This is a genomic window from Flavobacterium sp. GNP001 (genome assembly GCF_054343775.1).
The window spans coordinates 1,431,102-1,452,373 of the sequence record NZ_JBTGUX010000001.1; the positions used below are offsets into that span (position 1 = coordinate 1,431,102).

At 35.0% G+C, this 21,272-nt stretch carries 21 protein-coding genes; 10 read left to right on the plus strand and 11 right to left on the minus strand.

Annotated features, from left to right (window positions below):
• The first annotated feature begins 153 nt into the window (after positions 1 to 153).
• The 10 genes from ACXX8U_RS06080 to ACXX8U_RS06125 all read left to right on the plus strand — a co-directional run bounded on the left by ACXX8U_RS06080 (position 154) and on the right by ACXX8U_RS06125 (position 10,505).
• Positions 154 to 717: a gluconate 2-dehydrogenase subunit 3 family protein gene (locus ACXX8U_RS06080; RefSeq protein ID WP_458565069.1), complete on the plus strand. Its 564-nt coding sequence runs from the start codon at positions 154 to 156 to the stop codon at positions 715 to 717.
• A 47-nt stretch (positions 718 to 764) separates the two neighbouring features.
• The gene (locus ACXX8U_RS06085; protein ID WP_458565070.1) at positions 765 to 2,468 is read left to right on the plus strand and encodes a GMC oxidoreductase; all 1,704 of its coding nucleotides are present in this window, start codon (positions 765 to 767) and stop codon (positions 2,466 to 2,468) included.
• Between the two features lie 4 nt (positions 2,469 to 2,472).
• Positions 2,473 to 3,639 (plus strand): Gfo/Idh/MocA family protein, encoded by a 1,167-nt coding sequence (locus ACXX8U_RS06090; protein ID WP_458565071.1) that lies wholly within the window; start codon positions 2,473 to 2,475, stop codon positions 3,637 to 3,639.
• Positions 3,640 to 3,672: 33 nt separating this feature from the next.
• Complete coding sequence (locus ACXX8U_RS06095) at positions 3,673 to 4,725, plus strand: sugar phosphate isomerase/epimerase family protein (protein WP_458565072.1); 1,053 nt, start codon at positions 3,673 to 3,675, stop codon at positions 4,723 to 4,725.
• A gap of 18 nt (positions 4,726 to 4,743) precedes the next feature.
• Positions 4,744 to 5,118: a c-type cytochrome gene (locus tag ACXX8U_RS06100; protein ID WP_458565073.1), complete on the plus strand. Its 375-nt coding sequence runs from the start codon at positions 4,744 to 4,746 to the stop codon at positions 5,116 to 5,118.
• 77 nt (positions 5,119 to 5,195) lie between these two features.
• Positions 5,196 to 6,653, plus strand: a complete 1,458-nt coding sequence (locus tag ACXX8U_RS06105) for a Gfo/Idh/MocA family protein (RefSeq protein WP_458565074.1) — start codon at positions 5,196 to 5,198, stop codon at positions 6,651 to 6,653.
• A gap of 28 nt (positions 6,654 to 6,681) precedes the next feature.
• Positions 6,682 to 7,419, plus strand: coding sequence for a 3-keto-disaccharide hydrolase (locus ACXX8U_RS06110; protein ID WP_458565075.1), 738 nt, complete (start codon positions 6,682 to 6,684; stop codon positions 7,417 to 7,419).
• 50 nt (positions 7,420 to 7,469) lie between these two features.
• Positions 7,470 to 8,708 carry an MFS transporter gene (locus ACXX8U_RS06115; protein ID WP_458565076.1) on the plus strand — a complete coding sequence of 413 codons (1,239 nt, stop codon included), beginning with the start codon at positions 7,470 to 7,472 and terminating at the stop codon, positions 8,706 to 8,708.
• 6 nt (positions 8,709 to 8,714) lie between these two features.
• Positions 8,715 to 9,608 (plus strand): hydroxypyruvate isomerase family protein, encoded by an 894-nt coding sequence (locus ACXX8U_RS06120; protein ID WP_458565077.1) that lies wholly within the window; start codon positions 8,715 to 8,717, stop codon positions 9,606 to 9,608.
• A gap of 18 nt (positions 9,609 to 9,626) precedes the next feature.
• Complete coding sequence (locus ACXX8U_RS06125) at positions 9,627 to 10,505, plus strand: sugar phosphate isomerase/epimerase family protein (protein WP_458565078.1); 879 nt, start codon at positions 9,627 to 9,629, stop codon at positions 10,503 to 10,505.
• 66 nt (positions 10,506 to 10,571) lie between these two features.
• Here the strand turns inward: ACXX8U_RS06125 and ACXX8U_RS06130 are convergent, their stop codons facing one another.
• The 11 genes from ACXX8U_RS06130 to ACXX8U_RS06180 form a co-directional block, all read right to left on the minus strand.
• Positions 10,572 to 12,224: a M1 family metallopeptidase gene (locus ACXX8U_RS06130; RefSeq protein ID WP_458566392.1), complete on the minus strand. Its 1,653-nt coding sequence runs from the start codon at positions 12,222 to 12,224 to the stop codon at positions 10,572 to 10,574.
• Between the two features lie 80 nt (positions 12,225 to 12,304).
• Positions 12,305 to 13,519: an ATP-grasp domain-containing protein gene (locus ACXX8U_RS06135; RefSeq protein WP_458565079.1), complete on the minus strand. Its 1,215-nt coding sequence runs from the start codon at positions 13,517 to 13,519 to the stop codon at positions 12,305 to 12,307.
• 3 nt (positions 13,520 to 13,522) lie between these two features.
• Positions 13,523 to 14,956, minus strand: coding sequence for a leucyl aminopeptidase family protein (locus ACXX8U_RS06140; protein ID WP_458565080.1), 1,434 nt, complete (start codon positions 14,954 to 14,956; stop codon positions 13,523 to 13,525).
• A 45-nt stretch (positions 14,957 to 15,001) separates the two neighbouring features.
• Entirely contained in the window at positions 15,002 to 16,099 is a 1,098-nt protein-coding gene (locus ACXX8U_RS06145) for an alpha/beta hydrolase (protein WP_458565081.1), read from the minus strand.
• Positions 16,100 to 16,254: 155 nt separating this feature from the next.
• Positions 16,255 to 16,854 carry a bifunctional phosphoribosyl-AMP cyclohydrolase/phosphoribosyl-ATP diphosphatase HisIE gene (hisIE, locus tag ACXX8U_RS06150; protein ID WP_458565082.1) on the minus strand — a complete coding sequence of 200 codons (600 nt, stop codon included), beginning with the start codon at positions 16,852 to 16,854 and terminating at the stop codon, positions 16,255 to 16,257.
• Between the two features lie 47 nt (positions 16,855 to 16,901).
• Positions 16,902 to 17,657 (minus strand): imidazole glycerol phosphate synthase subunit HisF, encoded by a 756-nt coding sequence (gene hisF / locus ACXX8U_RS06155; protein ID WP_458565083.1) that lies wholly within the window; start codon positions 17,655 to 17,657, stop codon positions 16,902 to 16,904.
• Positions 17,658 to 17,690: 33 nt separating this feature from the next.
• Entirely contained in the window at positions 17,691 to 18,050 is a 360-nt protein-coding gene (locus tag ACXX8U_RS06160) for a four helix bundle protein (RefSeq protein WP_458565084.1), read from the minus strand.
• Positions 18,051 to 18,073: 23 nt separating this feature from the next.
• Positions 18,074 to 18,805: a 1-(5-phosphoribosyl)-5-[(5-phosphoribosylamino)methylideneamino]imidazole-4-carboxamide isomerase gene (gene hisA, locus ACXX8U_RS06165; RefSeq protein ID WP_458565085.1), complete on the minus strand. Its 732-nt coding sequence runs from the start codon at positions 18,803 to 18,805 to the stop codon at positions 18,074 to 18,076.
• Between the two features lie 47 nt (positions 18,806 to 18,852).
• The gene (hisH, locus tag ACXX8U_RS06170) at positions 18,853 to 19,434 is read right to left on the minus strand and encodes an imidazole glycerol phosphate synthase subunit HisH (protein WP_458565086.1); all 582 of its coding nucleotides are present in this window, start codon (positions 19,432 to 19,434) and stop codon (positions 18,853 to 18,855) included.
• Between the two features lie 77 nt (positions 19,435 to 19,511).
• Positions 19,512 to 20,648 carry a bifunctional histidinol-phosphatase/imidazoleglycerol-phosphate dehydratase HisB gene (gene hisB, locus ACXX8U_RS06175; RefSeq protein WP_458565087.1) on the minus strand — a complete coding sequence of 379 codons (1,137 nt, stop codon included), beginning with the start codon at positions 20,646 to 20,648 and terminating at the stop codon, positions 19,512 to 19,514.
• A gap of 195 nt (positions 20,649 to 20,843) precedes the next feature.
• A complete protein-coding gene (locus tag ACXX8U_RS06180) occupies positions 20,844 to 21,266 on the minus strand; it encodes a DUF2846 domain-containing protein (protein ID WP_458565088.1) in 423 nt (140 codons plus the stop codon).
• Positions 21,267 to 21,272: the final 6 nt, after the last annotated feature.

Here is a 21,272-nt window from a genome sequence, read left to right on the forward strand (position 1 = left end):
TTGCTGAATTTTTTAAATTGTTTTACTTAATAAAATGTCAAAAATGGAATAATTTATTTTTTTAACATAAAAAAAATCAAGCTGCTTTTTTTTTCTTTATTATTGTGTAGTTCTAATAATTTTGTTACCACAATTAATTTTAATAATCAGCAAATGAATAGAAGAGAAGCACTTAAAAGCGTTGCGTTTTTAATGGGAAGCGCAATTTCAACAACTACTATGGGCGTTTTGTTTGAAAGTTTTAGTTCGCCTATTGACGAAAACAAAAAACTAAGCTTTACGGCTACAGATGAAGCTATTTTGGCTGAATTTGCCGAAATCATCATTCCAACAACTGCTTCCTCTCCTGGCGCTAAAGCAGCAGGTTTGGGTACTTTTATTCCAATAATTATTAAAGATTGTTATCCAGTTGAAATGCAAGAAGTATTCGCAACAGGGCTAAAAGCAATGCAATACAAATGTGTAAAAGATTTTAATAAAGAGTTTTTAGCCACTTCGCCAGCAGAACGTCAAAAACTAATGGAAGACTTAAGAGAGGAAGCTATTGCAACCAATAGAGCTCCTTCCTTCTTTCTTCTTGCGAGAGATCTAACTATTCTGGGATATTATTCATCAGAAATTGGTTGTACACAAGCAAGAGAATATTTACCTGTTCCAGGACGATACGACGGTAATGCAGATTACAAACCAGGACAAAAAGCTTGGGCAACTAATTAAATGCTAAAAATCAAAAAACTAGAATTTTAAACCAAAAAAAACTAAACGTGAACATTAATACCAATTTAAAAGCAGAAAACACCTATGATGCTATTGTAGTAGGTTCAGGAATAAGTGGTGGTTGGGCAGCAAAAGAACTAACCGAAAAAGGAATGCGTGTCCTTATGCTGGAGCGCGGTATGAATATCGAGCACATTAAAGATTACGAGTCGGCAATGAAAGCTCCTTGGGAATTTGAGCGAGCAGGAAAATTAACACAAGAACAGAAACGCACGCACCCTGTACAAACTCGAGATTATCCTTATAATGAAGCAACTGAAAAATGGTGGGTAAATGATTTAGATTGCCCTTATACTGAGGACAAACGATTTGACTGGTACAGAGGTTTTCACATGGGTGGCAAGTCATTAATGTGGGGTCGACAAAGTTACCGTTTTAGCGATCATAATTTTGAAGATAACAAAAAAGACGGTTATGGTAATGACTGGCCAATACGCTATAAAGACTTAGCCAAGTGGTATGATTATGTAGAGAAATTTGCTGGAATTAGTGGTCAAGCAGAAAATTGGCCTTTGCTGCCAGATGGTAAATTTTTGCCTCCAATGGATTTAAATTGTGTCGAAAAATCAGTTAAGGAAAGATTAGAAAAACACTACAACAATACACGCATTTTGACTATCGGACGAACAGCCAACTTAACCGTTCCCCACAAAGGCCGTGGTAGTTGTCAGTATCGCAACTTATGCAGTAGGGGTTGTCCTTTTGGTGCTTATTTTAGCACCCAATCTTCTACACTACCAGCAGCTACTGCTACTAAAAGATTAACTGTAAGGCCCTACTCTATTGTAAATCATATCATTTATGATAAGGACACAAAAAAAGCAAAAGGTGTTATGGTTATTGATGCCGAAACTAATGAAACCATGGAGTTTTATGCAAAAATTGTTTTCGTAAATGGTTCAACTTTAGGTTCAACTTTCATTTTATTAAATTCAACATCAGAGGCTCACCCTAATGGACTGGGAAATTCTAGTGGTCATTTAGGTCACAATTTAATGGATCACCATTTCCGTTGTGGTGCTGAAGGAACTGCTGAAGGTTTTGAAGACAAATACACTTACGGTCGAAGAGCCAACGGAATTTACATTCCGCGATATCAAAACTATGGTAGTGACAAGCGCGATTATTTACGTGGTTTTGGTTACCAAGGTGGCGCAAGTAGAGGTTCTTGGCACAAAGAAGTAGCCGAGTTAGCTTTTGGACAAAACTTTAAAGAAACTATGTCATTACCTGCAGATTCTTGGAGCATGGGTCTAGGTGGTTTTGGAGAAATGCTCCCTTATTACGAAAATAGAGTTTATATAGATCATACCCGTAAAGACAAATGGGGTCAACCCGTTCTTGCCATTGATTGTGAGTACAAGGAAAATGAAGCTAAAATGCGTGAGGATATGATGAATGATGCCGCTGAAATGTTGGAAGCTTCTGGAATTAAAAACGTTAAAACTTACGATAATGATTGCTATCCAGGAATGGCAATTCACGAAATGGGAACTGCACGTATGGGTAATAATCCAAAAGAATCAGTTTTGAATAAATGGAATCAAATGCATGAAGTGAGTAATGTTTTTGTGACAGATGGTTCTTGTATGCCTTCCATTGCATGTCAAAATCCATCACTAACTTTTATGGCTCTTACAGCACGAGCTTGTGATTATGCAGTTAAAGAATTAAAAAAAGGTAATATCTAATTCAATGACATTACGTAAATTAAGAATGGGAATGATCGGCGGTGGAAAAGATGCTTTTATTGGGGCCATTCACCGTTTGGCAGCTAACATGGATGGCTTAATTGAATTGAGTTGCGGTGCTTTTAGTTCAAATCCCGAAACTTCTATTCAGTCTGGGAAAGAACTTTTTTTATCCGAGTCTAGGACCTATTCTAGTTACGAAGAAATGATTAAGTCTGAAGCTGCTTTGCCGTCAGAAGATAGAATAGATTTTGTAACAATTGTCACGCCGAATTTTGCTCATTTTGCTCCGGCGATGATGGCTTTAGAACATGGTTTTAATGTTGTTATAGAAAAGCCAATGACGTTTTCTCTTGAGGAAGCTAAGTTGTTGCAGGATAAAGTAAATGAAACGGGTTTAACCTTATGTTTAACCCACACCTACTCAGGATATCCAATGGTGAAACAGGCAAAAGCCATGGTTAAAGAAGGTAAATTAGGGAAAATTAGAAAGGTTTGGGTAGAATATCCGCAAGGCTGGTTGAGTAGACTTTCCGAAAGAGAGGGTAATGCGCAGGCAGCGTGGAGAACTGACCCAAAAAAATCAGGTAAAAGTTCTGTAATGGGTGACATTGGTACTCATGCAGCAAATCTAGCTGAATATATTACTGGTAGTTCAATTACTGCGGTTTGTGCAGAATTGAATACTTTGGTTGACGGCCGTGTTATGGATGATGATGGAGCCGTTCTACTCAAATTTGAAAATGGTGCAAAAGGAGTATTAATGGCATCTCAGGTAGCGGCAGGTGAAGAAAATGCTTTGAAAATTAGAGTTTATGGTGAAAATGGTGGTTTAGAATGGCTACAACACGATCCGAATTCATTAATAATTAAATGGTTGACTGAACCAACTCAAATTTTACGAGCAGGTTCTAATTACAGTCATCTATCATCTTTTGCTACTCACAATTGCCGTACTCCAGGTGGGCATCCCGAAGGATATTTAGAGGCATTTGCTAATATTTACAGAAATTTTGCACTCACATTGCAATGTAAATTAGAAGGAACAGAACCAAGTCCAGAAATGCTTGATTTTCCAACTGTTGCTGACGGAGTTCGTGGCATGGCATTCATAGATAATGTTGTGGCTTCATCTGCATCAGATTTAAAATGGACACCTTTTGTAGTCTAAAAAACTACTAGTATTAAACATATAACAAATTATATGACTACAATTCAAGGCCCAGCAGTCTTTTTAGCACAGTTTATTGGTGATAAAGCACCTTTCAATTCTTTAGACGGAATATGTAAATGGGCGGCTGATTTAGGATTTAAAGGTATTCAAATGCCAACTCTAGATGCACGATTTATAGATCTTCAAAAAGCTGCCAAAAGTACCACATACGCTGATGAACTTAAAGGAAAAATTGCCTCATACGGTTTAGAAATCACCGAATTATCTACTCATTTACAAGGCCAGTTAGTGGCAGTACATCCGGCCTATGATGATTTTTTTGATGCATTTGCACCAAAAAATGTACATGGAAATCCAAAAGCACGTCAAGAATGGGCAGTACAGCAAATGATGTTTGCTGCAAAAGCATCTCATAACTTAGGTTTGGCTGCACATGCTACCTTTAGCGGTTCTTTATTATGGCAATATTTTCATCCTTGGCCGCAACGACCGGCAGGATTGGTTGAGGAGGGATTTGCTGAACTAGCCAGGCGTTGGACTCCTATTTTAAATGACTTTGATCACAACGGAGTTGATGTTTGTTACGAGATACACCCTGGTGAGGATTTGTTCGATGGCGAAACCTACGAAATGTTTCTAAAGGCAGTCAATAATCATGAAAGAGCTTGTTTATTATATGATCCCTCTCATTTTGTTTTACAGCAATTAGATTATATTCAATATATCGATTTTTATCACGAACGTATAAAGGCATTTCATGTAAAAGATGCTGAATTCAATCCAACAGGAAAACAAGGCACATTTGGCGGATACCAAAATTGGGCCAATAGAGCTGGTAGGTATCGTTCTCCGGGTGATGGTCAAATAGACTTTAAAACTATTTTTAGCAAACTGGCACAATATGATTTTAAAGGATGGGCTGTTATGGAATGGGAATGCTGTATAAAAAATCAAGAAGACGGTGCTCGAGAAGGTGCAGAATTTATCAAAAATCATATCATTAAAGTGACAGATAAAGCATTTGATGATTTTGCAGCAGTAGCTACTGATCAAGCATTCAATCGAAAAAACTTAGGACTATAAAACTATAAATAAACTAAAATGAAACTAAAATTTGTATTGTTTGGAGCAGCTTTATTGGCCTTGACTTCATTTTCAACCCCAACTTTTTCAACTAAATACATTGCGATTACCAAAAAAACATCTGCTGTCGATCAGGGCACTGATGGTGAAAAACTAATCGCAAAATCGGATTGTATTGGTTGCCATAAAATTGATAAAAAACTAATTGGTCCCTCCTATTTAGAAATTGCAAAGAAATATCCGTTGAATGATAAAAATGTAGCTTATTTGAGTGGGAAAATTATCAAGGGTGGTTCTGGCGTGTGGGGTGCTGTACCAATGTCAGCTCATGGATCAATTAAAAAGGAGGATGCTAAATCAATGGCCAAATACATCTTATCTCTAAAAAAATAAGACAGACCCTTTTCTAATCAAAAAGTTCGAAATAATTAGTGTTTGATTCCTTTTTATTATCTAATCGAAAAATAACCATGAAACCAAAAGAAGAAAATAATCAAATAACAAATAATCGTCGCGATTTTATAAAAACCACTGCTGTTGCTGCCGCAGCCTTTATGATTGTGCCTCGTCATGTACTAGGTAGAGGATTTATCGCTCCTAGTGACCGCCTATCTGTAGCTGGAATTGGTGTTGGTGGTAAAGGTCGTTCAGATATTGCGATGTTTGCGAAAAGTGGAAAAGCAGATATTTCATTTTTGTGTGATGTAGATACTCGCAGAGCCGCCGATAGTGTTAAAGCTTTTCCAAAAGCTAAATTTTATAAGGATTGGCGCGAAATGTTAGATAAGGAACATAAGAATATTGACGCCGTTTCTGTATCAACTCCAGACCATAACCATGCTATTCAAGCGCTTGCCGCAATGCAATTAGGTAAGCACGTTTATGTACAAAAACCGATTGCTCACGATATTTTTGAAGCAAGAATTTTAACAGAGGCAGCTAAAAAATACAAAGTAGTGACACAAATGGGGAATCAAGGTGCCTCAAATGATGGAACTAGAATAATGAAAGAATGGTACGAAGCAGGACTTATTGGAGATGTTCACACGATATATGCTTGGACAGATCGTCCTGTGTGGCCACAAGGAATTCCTTGGTCAGCAAACAAAGCAACAGTTCCAACTGAATTAGATTGGGATTTGTGGTTGGGTACTGCTCCTTTTAAAGAATATGTAAATAAATTGGTGCCCTTTAACTGGCGAGGTTGGTGGGATTATGGCACAGGAGCTTTGGGGGATATGGGTTGTCATTTATTAGAAGCTCCATTTAGCGTATTAGGTTTGCAATATGCAAAAGATGTTCAATGTAGCGTTGGCTCTGTATATGTTGATGAATTCCAAAGAGGTTACTTTCCAGAAAGTTGTCCACCATCTAGTCATGTTACCCTTACCTTTCCTAAAACAAGTAAAACAAAAGGAGATGTTAAAGTACATTGGATGGACGGCGGAATTCAGCCAGAACGCCCGGATGAATTAGCTCCAAATGAAATATTTGGAGATGGTGGTAATGGAACTCTGTTTACGGGAACCAAGGGAAAAATGATGTGCGATACCTATGGATTAAATCCAAGATTGTTACCATTGAGTAAAAATGAAAACCTAAAATTGGCTAAAAAATATGCTAGAGTTGATGGTGGCGCCGATGGTCACTACAAACAATGGGTTGAGGCAGCTATTGCAGGCTATGGAAAAACAGAATTGAGTTCTCCATTTGAAGTAGCGGGACCATTAACAGAAGCGTTGCTTATGGCTAATTTAGCTGTAAGAGGATATGATGTAATTCGTGAAGAGCTTGGTGAAGAAGTGTATCCTGGTCGTTCAGCTAAATTACTTTGGGATAACAATGCAATGAAAATTACCAATTTTGATGAAGTAAATCAATTTGTGAAACGTGATTACCGTGAAGGCTGGAAAGCACTTACTTTATAATTTTTAGAATAATTAAAAATAAATTAAAATGATTAAAAATATTTGTTCAGCGTTTGTTTTGCTAGTTGCAATGCAAACATCAAATGCACAGCAAGCAGCTGTTCCAAAAGGGTTTAAATCGATATTTGACGGCCAATCAACTGCGGGATGGCATACTTACGGAAAAAAAACAGCGGGAAGTGCTTGGAAAGTAGAAGATGGTATGTTGCATTTTGATCCTACTGCCGCAAAAGACGGTCAAGGTGGCGATTTAGTAACTGATGTAGAATATGAAAATTTCCATTTAAAATTAGAATGGAAAGTAGCATCAAATGCCAACAGTGGAATTATTTTTTATGTCAATGAAGATTTGACAAAATATAAAAACACTTACGAAACAGGTATTGAAATGCAAGTGTTAGACAATGCAGGACATCCTGATGGAAAAATTGAAAAACACAGAGCGGGTGATTTGTACGATTTGATAAAAAGTAGTTCAGAGCCTGTAAAACCAGCTGGTGAATGGAATTCTGTCGATATAGTTTGCAAATTTGGAAAACTTACTTTTCAATTGAATGGCGTAAAAATTATAGAGACTACGTTGTGGGATCCTAATTTTAAAAATCTAATTGCTGGTAGCAAATTTGCTACTTGGCCAGGATTTGGAACTTTCAAAAAAGGTAAGATTGCGCTGCAAGATCATGGTGATAATGTTTGGTTTAGAAATATTATGATTAAAGAATGGAATACCATGAAGGTTACTACTGGCTGTGAAGCTGGAATGTAATTAGAAAAAAAAATGCTATTAACTAACCAAACCACTTATTATTTTAACCAATGAATACTATAACCAGAGTAAAACTATCCATTATGATGTTCCTTGAATTTTTCGTTTGGGGTGCATGGTTTGTTACATTAGGAACTTTTTTAGGAAATAATTTAAAGGCTTCAGGATCAGAGAGCGCTGCTGTTTTTTCAACGCAATCTTGGGGCGCCATTGTTGCTCCTTTCATCATTGGTTTAATCGCTGATCGCTACTTTAATGCAGAGAAAATTCTGGGTATTTTACATATAATTGGTGCCTTTTTAATGTACCAAATGTATCAATCTTCGGATGTTTCTGTTTTTTACACTTATGTATTGAGTTACATGATTTTGTTCATGCCTACTTTGGCCCTTGTCAATTCAGTATCATTTAATCAAATGAAAGATCCTGAAAAAGAATTTTCAAATATTAGAGTTTTTGGAACGCTAGGTTGGATAATTGCAGGCTTAGCTATTAGTTATGTTTTTCATTGGGATTCTGCAGAAGGACTTCGTGACGGATTACTTAAAAACACATTCCTACTTGCAGGTGGTGCTTCTTTACTATTAGGGCTTTTTAGTTTTGCTTTACCAGCCACTCCACCAAAAGGTAGCGACGAAAAAATAAAAATTGCCGATATAATAGGCTTAGATGCTTTAAAACTTTTAAAGGATAGAAACTTTGCTATTTTTTTCATCTCTTCAATACTTATTTGTATTCCGTTGGCATTCTACTATCAAAACGCCAATCTGTACTTATCCCAAACGGGTATCGAAGGACCAACAGGTAAAATGGTAATAGGTCAAATTTCTGAAGTTCTGTTTTTACTTTTTATTCCTGTATTTTTTAGTCGCTATGGCTTTAAGAAAACAATCTTAATAGGTATGTTGGCATGGGCTGTTCGTTATCTTCTATTTGCTTACGGGAATGGAAATGACTTAAGTTTTATGCTTATTATTGGAATTGCACTTCACGGTATTTGCTACGATTTCTTTTTTGTTTCGGGTCAAATTTATACCAATTCAAAAGCGGGTGAAAAATATAAAAGTGCTGCACAAGGATTAATAACTCTCGCTACTTATGGCGTTGGAATGTTAATAGGATTTGCGGTTGCAGGTTGGATTACTGATAATTATAAGCTTGCAAATGGAGCTATAAATTGGCAAGTGGTTTGGATTGCTCCAGCAGCCATTGCTTTCTTTGTTTTTGTGATTTTTGCTCTATTATTTGACCAAAAAAAGGAAGGTAATCCAGCTGTTAATTCAATTTAGCGCATTATGAGCGATTCGTTAAACAGAAGGTCAGCAATTAAAGGTATTTTGGCAGGTACAGCAAGTATAGGTTTTGCAAGCCAAATGGCGGCATTTGGTCAATCTCAAAGTTTTAATTCTGATAAAAGTATTAAACTAAAAGGCACAATCAATCATTCAGTTTCTCGCTGGTGTTTTGATAATCTAGATTTAGAAACTCTTTGTCAAGAAGCTAAAAAACTAGGTATTACTGGAATTGATTTGGTAGGTCCTGACGCTTGGCCAATTTTAAAAAAATACAATTTAGTTTCTACCATGTGCAATGGAGCTGAACTTAATCTTGTAGATGGTTTTAATGATCCTATTTTTCATGAACAATTACAAAAAAGATATACTGATATGATTCCTAGGGTTGCGGCTGCAGGATATTCTAATCTTATTTGTTTTAGCGGAAACAAAAGAGGAAAAACGGATGATGAAGGTATAGAAAATTGCGTAATCGGGCTACAACCGCTAGTAAAACTTGCAGAGAAACACAACGTAACTTTAGTCATGGAATTACTTAACAGTAAAATTGATCATAAAGATTATCAGTGTGATAAAACATCTTGGGGTGTTGCTTTAGCGAAACGTATTAATTCTCCAAACTTTAAATTACTGTATGATATTTACCATATGCAAATTGACGAAGGAGATGTTATTCGTACAATTACAAATAATCACCAATTCATTGCACATTATCATACCGCTGGAGTTCCAGGAAGACATGAAATTGACGATAGCCAAGAATTGAACTATCCTGCAATTATGAAAGCAATTGCAAAAACAGGTTTTAAAGGTTTTGTAGGTCAAGAATTTATACCTACTAATTCTAATAAATTAGCTTCATTGCAACAAGCCATTTCAATTTGTGACATTTAACTTGTAAAAAAAATAAAGATGATGATCAAAAGAAGAGAATTTCTAATCAATACCAGTTTGGCATTAGGTGCTTTAGCCATTGCTCCAAGTTTTGCTTTTGAAGCTAAAAGAAAAACCATCGGGATTCAATTATGGACATTGCGTGATACATTACCTAAAGATGTTAAAGGAGTATTAGCGCAAGTTGGTAAAGCTGGATTTACAGAAGTAGAAACTTTTGGGTACGCTTCTAAGACAGGATTTTTTGGAACAAGTGTAAAAGATTTTAAATTAATGTTAGATGATAATGGTTTAAAAGCAAGTAGCAACCATTTTGATTTCAATAGCATGATTAAAGATGGATCTACTGATTTAGTTTCGGATTACATTACAACAGCCAATACTTTGGGTAGTACATATATTACTGTACCTTATATAGTTGCTGATTTGAGAGGGACAACTGCAGATGCCTACAAAAAGTTAGCAGAACATGTAAACAAAATTGGTAGTATTTGTAAAAGTGGTGGATTAAAACTGGCATACCATAATCATGATTTTGAATTCACTCAATTTGGAGCAACAAACGGCTATGAAATTTTGCTAAACAATACAGACAAAGATTTAGTTGATTTTGAAATGGATTTGTATTGGGTTGTTCGTTCTGGAAATAATCCTTTGGATTTGTTTAAAAAATATCCAGGCCGCTTTAGTATGTGGCACGTGAAAGATATGGATAAAGCAAATCCTGATTTTAATGCCGAAATTGGTGCAGGTGCTATCGACTTTAAAGCAATATTTGCTCAGTCAAAACAAGCGGGAATGAAACGATTTTTCTTGGAACATGAATCAAATTACAAACCTAATCCGATAGAATCAGCAATGACGAGTTTTAATTATATCAAGAAAAACTTGATTTAAACTTTAAAAAAAACTCAACAAAAAAGGGATGCAATCAGTATCCCTTTTTTGTTGAGTTTTTTTAAATTATTCTGTTACGTTTAAACTTTCTACATAGAAGTTTGGATCTACTACCAATTTAAGTTCATTATTGGATAATGGAATTGTTTTCCATTGATTTTCTGGTTGTAACAATTCGTCTTTACCATTTAGAGTGATTTTTAAAGGCATATTAAATCCTTGCACACTATTTGTCCAGCGAAATTTAAGTTGATTATTTTTTATAGAATATTCTAATTTTGGTACTCGAACATCTCTTAAATATTGATTAAAAACCATTGACAAATCAATTCCAGTTTGCATGCTTAAATAATCTTCAATTTGCTTGGTAGTTACCGTTTGGTGATAAAAAGTACTATTCAATCCTCTCAATATTTTCCTCCATTTTTCATCATTATTCACTAATTGGCGAATGGTGTGTAACATGTTTGCTCCTTTAGGATACATATCACCCGAACCTTCATTGTTTACATCGTATTTACCAATTATAGGTTTATCATTTTCAATTATATTTCTAAGACCTCTCACATAAGTATATCCAGCTTCCTTTCCGTAGTAATACTCTAAAAAGAGGCTTTCAGAATAGTTGGTAAAACTTTCATGAATCCACATGTCAGCAATATCTTTGTAGGTAATATTATTAGCAAACCATTCGTGACCAGACTCGTGTATGATAATAAAATCAAACTTTAATCCCCATCCTGTTCCGCTTAGATCCCTGCCGCGGTATCCATTTTGAAATCCGTTTCCGTATGTTACACTACTTTGATGTTCCATTCCGAGGTACGGAGCTTCAACCAATTTGTAACTATCTTCATAAAATGGATAAGGTCCAAACCAATGTTCAAAAGCTTTCAACATTTTAGGAACGTCCTTAAATTGTTTTTTAGCTTTTGCTAAATTATCTCTCAAAACATAATACGTACAATCTAAATTTCCTTTTTCACCTTTGTATTTTTCTGAAAAAGAAACATAATCTCCAATATTGATATTTACGCCATAATTGTTAATCGGATTAGCAACATACCAAGTAAAAGTACTCGTTCCATCTTTTAATTTTTTGATACTTTTTAAACGACCATTTGATACGTTGGTCAATGAGGATGGAACATTCACACTGATTAACATATTCTCTACTTCGTCATACATGTGATCTTTGTTAGGCCACCAAACGCTTGCACCTAGACCTTGACAAGAGGAAGCTATAAAAAATTTTCCATTGGCATCTTTTTTCCAAGTAATTCCGCCATCCCAAGGTGGATTAACAGCTACTTTTGGTTTTCCGTTGTAAAAAATCTGTACTTGCTGTATACTTCCTTTTGTTTGAGCTTCCGTCAAGTTAAGATAGAATACATTACCGTCTCTTTGAAAAGAAACTTGTTTTCCGTTTTGAATGACTTTAGAAATTTGCATTGGTTGTTGCAAATCTATTTGCATCTTTTTTTCATTTTCCAAAACTTGATACGTAATTGTATTTGATCCACTGATTGTGCTATCTAGTGGATTAACTTTAATATCAAGATGGTATTTTTTTAGATCCCACCAAGCGCGCTCCTTTGTAATACTCCCACGTAAGCTGTCCTGACGTGAAAATTTTTCTATGTTTTTCTGCAAAAGCTCTTGTCCTAAACTTGCTTGAACTGAAAGGCCTAATAAAATAAAAATAAACGTTTTTTTCATGATTCTTATATGAACAACAAGATCTAATAATTTATTCATTTTAAAAAAGTGATTTTATCTTGTTGATTTTATTGTAAGTATTAATGTAAGTTATCCACTTTAACTTGCTCTATTACAGCTGTAAAATCTTCCCGTAATCGGGTTCCATAATCTTCTAATAGAAATTGTATACGATCAGCATCATTAGATTTAACAATTATTCCTGCGTGGTATTCTAAAGGAACTTTAAAACAAACTTCTGGGTCAGAAAAAGCGGCTAAGTTCGGATGTTGGTACTTTGAAAGTGTGAGCACAATTCCAGCATATTCTTTTTTAACGGTTGGTATTTGGTATGCCGTTCCTTTGGCCAATGAATTTTCAATTGCAGCCCATTCTCTCCACAAATTAATATTAGATGCCTCTGCCACCATTTCGGCTATATGAGCGCCACCTACTCTTGACGAAGTTTCAAGGAAATACATTTTACCAGTTTCTTCATTTTTGATGAACTCGGTATGTGCGGCACCATGCTTTAAACCAAAACTTTTCATCACTTGAAGGTTTAATTCTTTTATAACTAAATCATCCTCTGAATCATAGTGTACATTAGCTGTTCTGAAAACGCCACCACCTTGCGAAATTTCCATCGGGGTCGCTAAATACTTTGATGTTAAACTAAAAATAACTTCACCATTTGAAATTAAACTATCACAATGGTACACGGAACCAGGTTTAAACTGTTCTAAAAGGTATTTAAATCTATTGTTACCGAGCTCGTTTATGTGAATCCAAAGTGTTTCTTTATCATATACTTTTATGATTCCTGATGCCGAAGCTTCAGATCTTGGTTTGAGAACCCACGGAGCTGCTACAGTATCCGCAAAAGTATTGATGTCATGATCATTAAAAAGAGAACAAAAAGCGGGTATCGGAATTGCACAACTCTTCGCTCTCATGCGCATGGCCAATTTATCTCTAAAGTACCTGCCGGTTGTTTGCCCCATTCCGTCTATTCGTAAATTTTCACGTAAATAAGTAGCTTTTTCTACATCATAATCATCAAGAGCTACAATGGCATCAATTTTTGTAGATTTCATAAAGTTACCTACACCTAGTAATAAATGCTCTAAATTCCAATCGACATCTTGCCCTTCCATATAAAAAATTTCTTTTATGTGTTGGTGAGGCCAAGGTTTATCTCTTAATTTTTCGCTGGTAACCAAATAAACATTGTTGTTTAATTTGCTTAGATGAGTTAAAAAATCAGTCCCTTTAAAGTAATTCGAGATGCAAAGAAAATTTTTGGAATTTTTCATAACTTAAAGATTTTCAACAAATGAAGTTAATAAATGTACGCCATAACCTGTTGCGTGTTTACTTTTAGCAAATTCATCATCGCCAAATGCAACGCCTGCAATATCTAAATGAGCCCAAGCAGGATGCTCGTTTGTAAAATATTCTAAAAATTTAGCCGCACTAATCGCTCCTGCAACTGCTTTTCCACTATAGTTTTTCACATCTGCAATATCACTTTGAATATCACTTTTGTAACAGTCCCAAAGTGGTAACTGCCACAGTCTTTCGCCAATTGCGTCCCCATTTACTTGTAATTGCTCTGCTATTTTAGAATTATTTGTGAATAATGCACCGCATTCATAGCCAAAAGTACTAACACTACTACCTGTTAATGTAGCAATATCAATTAGATATTCAGGATTAAAATTCTTGATCATGTAAGACAAAGCATCAGCTAAAATAAGTCGGCCCTCAGCATCAGTATCAATAATTTCAATAGAATGACCACTATAGCTTTTAATTACATCGCTTGGCAAAAAAGACTTTGAATCTACTGCATTCTCCGCGCAAGGAACAATAGCAGTTACTTTAATAGGTAGTTGTAAATCAGCTATTAATTGCATGGCACCAAATACAGCTGCGCCACCTGCCATATCACACTTCATATGCAGCATTCCTGCAGTTTTTATATTCAAGCCTCCTGTGTCAAAAGTAATGCCCTTACCTACCAATCCCACGTGTTTAAGTGGCTGATTAGCGTTCTTTGGTACATATTTCATGATGACAAACTGCGGCTCTTGTTCACTACCTTTACCTACGGCTAAAAAAGCACCAAGTCCTGCAATTTTGGCATCTTCATGGCCTAAAACAACTACATCAAAACCATATTGTTTTCCTTTTTCTACAGCCCAATTGGCGAGATACTTGGGTGTAACGGTATTGGGTGGCAGATCTACCAAATGGAAATTTGCCAATTGCGCATGAGCAATTTTAATTCCCCTTTCGGCTGCCAATTTGAAATTTGAGGTAGTAACGATGTTTAAAATAAAATTCGGATTTAAAAAAGCATGATTCTTTTGCTCCTTTTTGTAATGCCCCAAATTATAAGTTCCTAATAAAAGGCCAGAAATGATTCCTTCAACTTGAGTTGCAGAAAAATTTTCTGAAATTAGTATGGCAACATCTTCATTTAACAGATCTTGCTGTTTTGCTGCTACACGTCTAAAAATAGTTTTTATTGTTTTATAATCGGCTTGCTTTCCCAAACCAATTGCCAAACACAAATTATTTTTATCTTGAAACGCATAAGTGCTATCTTTTTTTCCGCTAAAAAGAGTTGATGGTACTGATGTGTTTTCTAAGAGCACTGTGTTTCTATCAACCTCTTCATTCTCAAATATTGGAATCAAGATTGTTCCTGAAAAGGCTTCTAAATCTGGAATGATTTTTATTTTCATAATGATGTTTGTAAACTAGTTATAATAACAAATTGTTTATTGAATTTACTTTTGTTGAAAAAACAACCATTCGATTGCTTTTGGGAATTCATCACTCCAATAGCGCTCACTGTGTTGCCCGTATCTATTAATACTGACATTCAATAAGTTCAAGTCATTTATAAATGTACTCTTTATTAATTCATTTTTAAAATTTTTTACTTGATTTAGCATCGTTTTACTTTCATTTCCGCCAGCGTATAAATAAATTTTTGTTTCTGGAAAAGGAAGATCATTGGTTTTAATAGTTAATTCAGGCACAACCCATAACGAAGGAGAAAATATCATCAACTTGCCAAAAACTTCAGGATTTCGGAGCCCACTAAAAATACTTACCAATCCACCCATACTGCTTCCACCAATTCCGGTAAATTCACGTTCTTTTTTTGTTCTAAAATGTACATCAACGTATGGTTTTAGTGTTTCCGTAACAAATCGAATGTACTTTTTACCTTGTCCTTTTCCTAAAATTGTTTTACCCACATTATACTCTTTTAGACGATCTTCTTCAGCGTGTTCAATAGCAATGATGATAATTTTACCAATTTTGTACTCTGACATCACTGCTATTTTTTTATCGATTTCCCAGTTGCCAAATTCAGAATTATCGTTAAATAAATTTTGAGCATCTTGTAAATACATGACAGGATACCTCTCTTCTGACTGGTCGTAATCGTGTGGCAGTAAAGCCCAAATTTTTCGTGTTTTATGGAGTTGAGGGATTTCAAATTCATCTGAAATTAATTGTATTTGTGGTAAAAACGACTGCTTAAAGGGCAACCAATTTTTCCTCCATCGCGCTACAGACTCGAGCTGAATTCCTGTTCTTAATACAGTTGTGCGGTTTTCTGTTCGATTGCCATTTTCGTCAATCTCGACTTCACTCCAATCACCTTTTGTAAATTTATACAAAAGAGTTTCAGGAAAAACGAAATCATTTGGAAACTTAAAATGGTATTTATTTTGCCCCATTTTCTCCATCACAAAAGATTGGTCCTGTGTTTGCCAATTATTGAAATTTCCTGCTATGTATACCGGTCTCAGATCATCTTCCTCTGTGGTAAGAATAATGTACAAGCCGGTATGATTGGTGTTTTGTTGCAAGATGTGGATTTTATTAAAAGATTGAAAAACTGATTCAGGTATTTAATTATTTGATTTTCAAAAATTAAATATACAAGTTTAGTATTTTAAATAAAAAACAAAACCCAATAGATTTTAAATTTTCTATTGGGTTATACCTTTTGTAGTTTTTTAGATTATTTCTGGCGACTTTTTAGAACATCAATAACATCATTCAATTTGAATCCTTTGGCTTGCAGCAAAATCAAATAATGAAACAATAAATCAGCACTTTCACTTAAGAACAAATCATCATTATCATCTTTGGCTTCAATTACAACTTCTATTGCTTCTTCACCTACTTTTTGTGCAATTTTGTTGATTCCTAATTGGAATAAAGAAGCAACATAACTTTTTTCAGAGTCAGCTTTTTCTCTTCTCGTTTCGATGGTTTGCTCTAATTGTGAAATAAACCCATAATCAGCCTTGTTCACTGTTTGCCAACATGTATCAGCACCAGTGTGACATGTTGGGCCAACTGGTTTTGCTTGAATCAATAAAGTATCACCATCGCAGTCATTTTTTATATCAACCAAGTTTAAAAAGTTGCCACTTTCCTCGCCTTTTGTCCAAAGTCTTTGTTTAGAACGGCTAAAAAAAGTTACTTTTTGTGTTTCGATAGTTTTAAGATATGCTTCTTCATTCATATAACCCAACATCAAAACGGCTTTGGTCTCGCTGTCTTGTATAATGGCTGGAATTAATCCGTCTGTATTTTTTGAGAAATCTATGTTCATAATTTTGAGTCTAAAGTTGTAAAGTCGAATGTCTTAAAGTAAAAAAATTAAATTCGTACTTCAATATTGTTATTTTTAAGAGCTTCTTTTAATGTTTTGATTTCAATTTCTTTAAAATGAAATACGCTTGCTGCTAAGGCTGCATCGGCTTTTCCATCAATAAATGAATCTACAAAATGCTGAATGTTTCCCGCACCACCTGAAGCAATAATCGGAATATTAACCAGTTCTGACAGTTTGGCCAAAGCATCATTAGCAAAACCATTTTTAGTTCCGTCATTATCCATAGAGGTGAATAATATTTCACCTGCGCCACGTTGCTCGACTTCTTTTGCCCAATCAAATAAATTCAATTCTGTTGGTACTTTTCCACCTACTAAATGTACAATCCACTGTCCGTTAATTTGCTTAGCATCAATTGCAACAACAACACATTGGCTTCCAAATTTTTGTGCCAAATCATTAATCAACTGCGGATTTTTAACAGCGGATGAATTTATCGAAACCTTATCAGCTCCATTTTGCAATAAAACATCCACATCCTTAACAGAGGAAATTCCGCCACCTACTGTAAATGGAATATTAATAGTTGCAGCTACTTTTCGAACCAAATCAATTAATGTTTTTCTTCTTTCTTCGGTTGCCGAAATGTCCAGAAAAACCAATTCATCAGCTCCTTCATCCGAATATATTTTGGCCAACTCAACCGGATCTCCAGCATCACGTAAGTCTACAAAATTGACACCTTTTACAGTTCTTCCGTTTTTAATGTCGAGACAAGGAATTATTCTTTTTGTTAACATTTAAATTAAGTATAAAGTTGTAAGAATTAATTATTAAGTTTTTTTGATATTGTTTTTAGACGTAATAATTATGCTTTTAATTAATTTCAAAACTTCTACGCCATCATTATTTAAACTTAAAAATTCATCATTTGAAATATAATTTGTAGCATGTAAGAGTTCTAACCAATATAAAGTTTCATCTGCTTCTTTTTGCGAAATACCCATTTTATGAATAAAATCAGCTTTGCTCTCTGCATTTTTAGCCTCTCTAATATTTGCGCCAACAGAAGTACCTGAACGTAAAATTTGTTTACTCATCACATATTCGCTTCTGCTAATTAAGGTTTTGTATAAATTAACGATTCTAATGGCAAAAGAAAAACTTTTTATTCTTATCACGTCCTCACTCATAATTAATGCTTAATAATTAATGCTTAATAATTCATACTTAATATGTATTGCTCTAACTGTTTCAATGAGATTCGTCCTTCGTAAATAGCTTTACCTATGATCGTTCCTTCGCAACCCAATTCTGCTAGTCTTGGTAATTCATCAAAAGTAGAAATTCCTCCTGAAGCAATCAGTTTTATTCCTTTGGCTTTGGCCAAAATTTTAGCATACAAATCAAACGATGGTCCTTCAAGCATACCATCTTTGGCAATATCAGTACAAATTACGTACTTAATTCCTTTATTTTGATAGTCTTGAATAAAGGGAATCAAATCTTCATTTGAATCTTCTAACCAGCCTGAAACAGCAACTTTTTCATTATTGGCATCTGCTCCCAAAATAATTTTATCCGCACCATACTCTGCAATCCATTTTCCGAATAGTTCTCTATTTTTCACAGCAATACTACCACCAGTAATTTGATAGGCACCACTTTCAAAAGCAATTTTTAAATCGGAATCTGCTTTCAAACCGCCGCCAAAATCAATTTTTAAAGTGGTTTGCGTTGCAATTTGTTCCAATATTTTATAATTCACGATTTGACTTGATTTTGCACCATCTAAATCTACTAAGTGTAAATATTCTATTCCGTGTGCTTCAAATTCTTTAGCAACTTCAAGCGGGTTTTCGTTGTAAATAATTTTGGTATTGTAATCTCCTTTCGACAAACGTACACATTTCCCGTCGATGATGTCTATTGCTGGTATTATTCTCATGATAATTAGTCTTAAAGTTTGAAAGTCGAAAGTCAAAAAGACTCAACTTAAAGTTTTAAAAAATTCGCTAAAATTTGTTCGCCAACATCTCCACTTTTCTCGGGGTGAAATTGTGTTCCGTAAAAATTATTTTTCTTCAATGCTGAGGCATATTCTACTTCATAATTTGTAGTAGCAATGGCGTCAGGGCAATTTGGAGCGTAAAAACTATGTACCAAATACATGTATTCCTTTTCAGCAATTCCCTTGAATAGATCTGATTTCAAATTATAGATTTGATTCCAACCCATTTGTGGAACTTTTACTTTTGAAGTAAATTTAACTACATCTACATCAAAAATTTCCAAACCAGCAGTATTTCCCTCTTCTGATTTGTTACACATTAATTGCATACCCAAACAAATCCCTAAAACAGGTTGTTTCAAAGTTGGAATTAATACATCAAGACCACTATCGATAAGCATTTTCATAGCAGAACTTGCTTCACCAACACCGGGAAAAATAACCTTATCTGCCGCTTTTATTTCCTTCCAATCGTTACTAAGCACTGCTGTAAAACCCAAGCGCTCTATGGCAAACATAATGCTTTGTATATTCCCGGCTCCGTAGTTTATAATTACTATTTTCATTTCACTTTTGTTTCAAGTTTCAAGTTTAACGTTTAAAGTTGCTCGAGTCAACCTGAAACTTTAAACTTGAAACATTTTTACAACATACCTTTTGTACTTGGTAAAATCATTTTTTCTGTATCGCGTTTCACAGCTACTTTTATCGCCTTTGCAAAAGCTTTAAAGATCGCTTCAATCTTGTGGTGTTCATTGGTACCTTCAGCCTTGATGTTGATATTGGCTTTGGCACCATCTGAAAACGATTTAAAGAAGTGAAAGAACATTTCGGTTGGCATTTTACCTACCATTTCTCGTTTGAATTCGGTTTCCCAAACTAGCCAATTTCTACCACCAAAATCAATAGCCACTTGAGCTAAACAATCGTCCATTGGCAAGCAAAAACCATAACGCTCAATACCTAATTTATTACCTAATGCTTTTGCAAAAACTTCCCCAAGCGCAATAGCTGTATCTTCAATCGTGTGATGTTCATCTACTTCTAAATCCCCTTTTACAAGGATTTCCAAGTCCATTTGCCCATGACGTGCAATTTGGTCCAGCATGTGATCAAAAAATGCAATACCGGTTTCTATTTTACTCTTCCCAGTTCCATCAAGGTTCAAATTGATGTAAATATCAGTTTCATTCGTCTTTCTAGAAATGGTTGCTGAACGTTCCTCCAGTTTTAAAAACTCATAAATCGTTTTCCAATCTGTAGTTTGTAGTGCTATAACCGAATCTAATTCTTCTCTTTTTGAAGCTATTTCGTCACTTCCTAAAGCTTCATCTGTGTTAATGAAAATCCCTTTTGCACCCAAGTTTTTCGCTAATTCCACATCTGTAATTCGGTCTCCAATTACAAATGAATTTGCCAAATCGTAATCAGAACTATTGATATACTTAGTCAATAAACCAGTTGCTGGCTTGCGTGTAGGAGCATTTTCATGTGGGAATGTTTTATCGATCAAAACTTCACTAAAAACAACACCTTCATTTTCAAAAGCTTTCATAACCAAATTATGCACTGGCCAAAAATTTTCTTCGGGATGAGAGGCGGTACCTAAACCATCTTGATTGGTAACCATAACCAATTCAAAATCCAATTCTTTTGCAATTTTACCCAAAAACTGAAACGCTTGTGGGTAGAATTCTAATTTTTCAAAACTATCCAGTTGGTAGTCATGCGGTTCCAAAACCATCGTTCCATCACGATCGATAAAGAGTACTTTTTTCATTATTGTCAGTGTCGAAAACGCAGTATTCAATTAATATTTGCGTTTTAATTTAGTATTAAATTTAGATTTTTATGGCGTGTCCCTCCAAAAAGGTCGGGTCGGGCTATTCGTTCTCGCTTTTATCCTGCCCTGCTTTGCGGCAGTATAAAGAGCTTCACTGCTATCCCTCACGCGAAGCAGTGAAGCTAAATGGTATTATTTACACTCAGTATCCTCCTTCATGTTTTGCATTTTACTAGTAGCAGTGTTTTCTGTTACTTCTTCGCAATACACATTGTTTATAAGCATACCTGATTCAAATACAATTTGAACATAAACTGTTTTGCCAGGTTGTACATCAACAATAAATTTCTCTGCTTTTTCTTTGGATACTTTGCCTCCAAATTGAACAGAACACTCGTGTTTCCCCGCAGGAACCTCATGAATGGAGTATTTTTTGTTGTTTAACTTACACACAAATTCACCATCAATAAAAGTTTTAAATGCAACCGCAGATCCTTGAAAACCAGTAGAGCGTAAAAAATAAATCTTACCTGTTTCTGCTGTACTTGCTTCTTGTGCAGCTGCTCCAACCGCAAAAAATAACGATACCAATAAAGTTAAAATTGTTTTTTTCATTTTGTT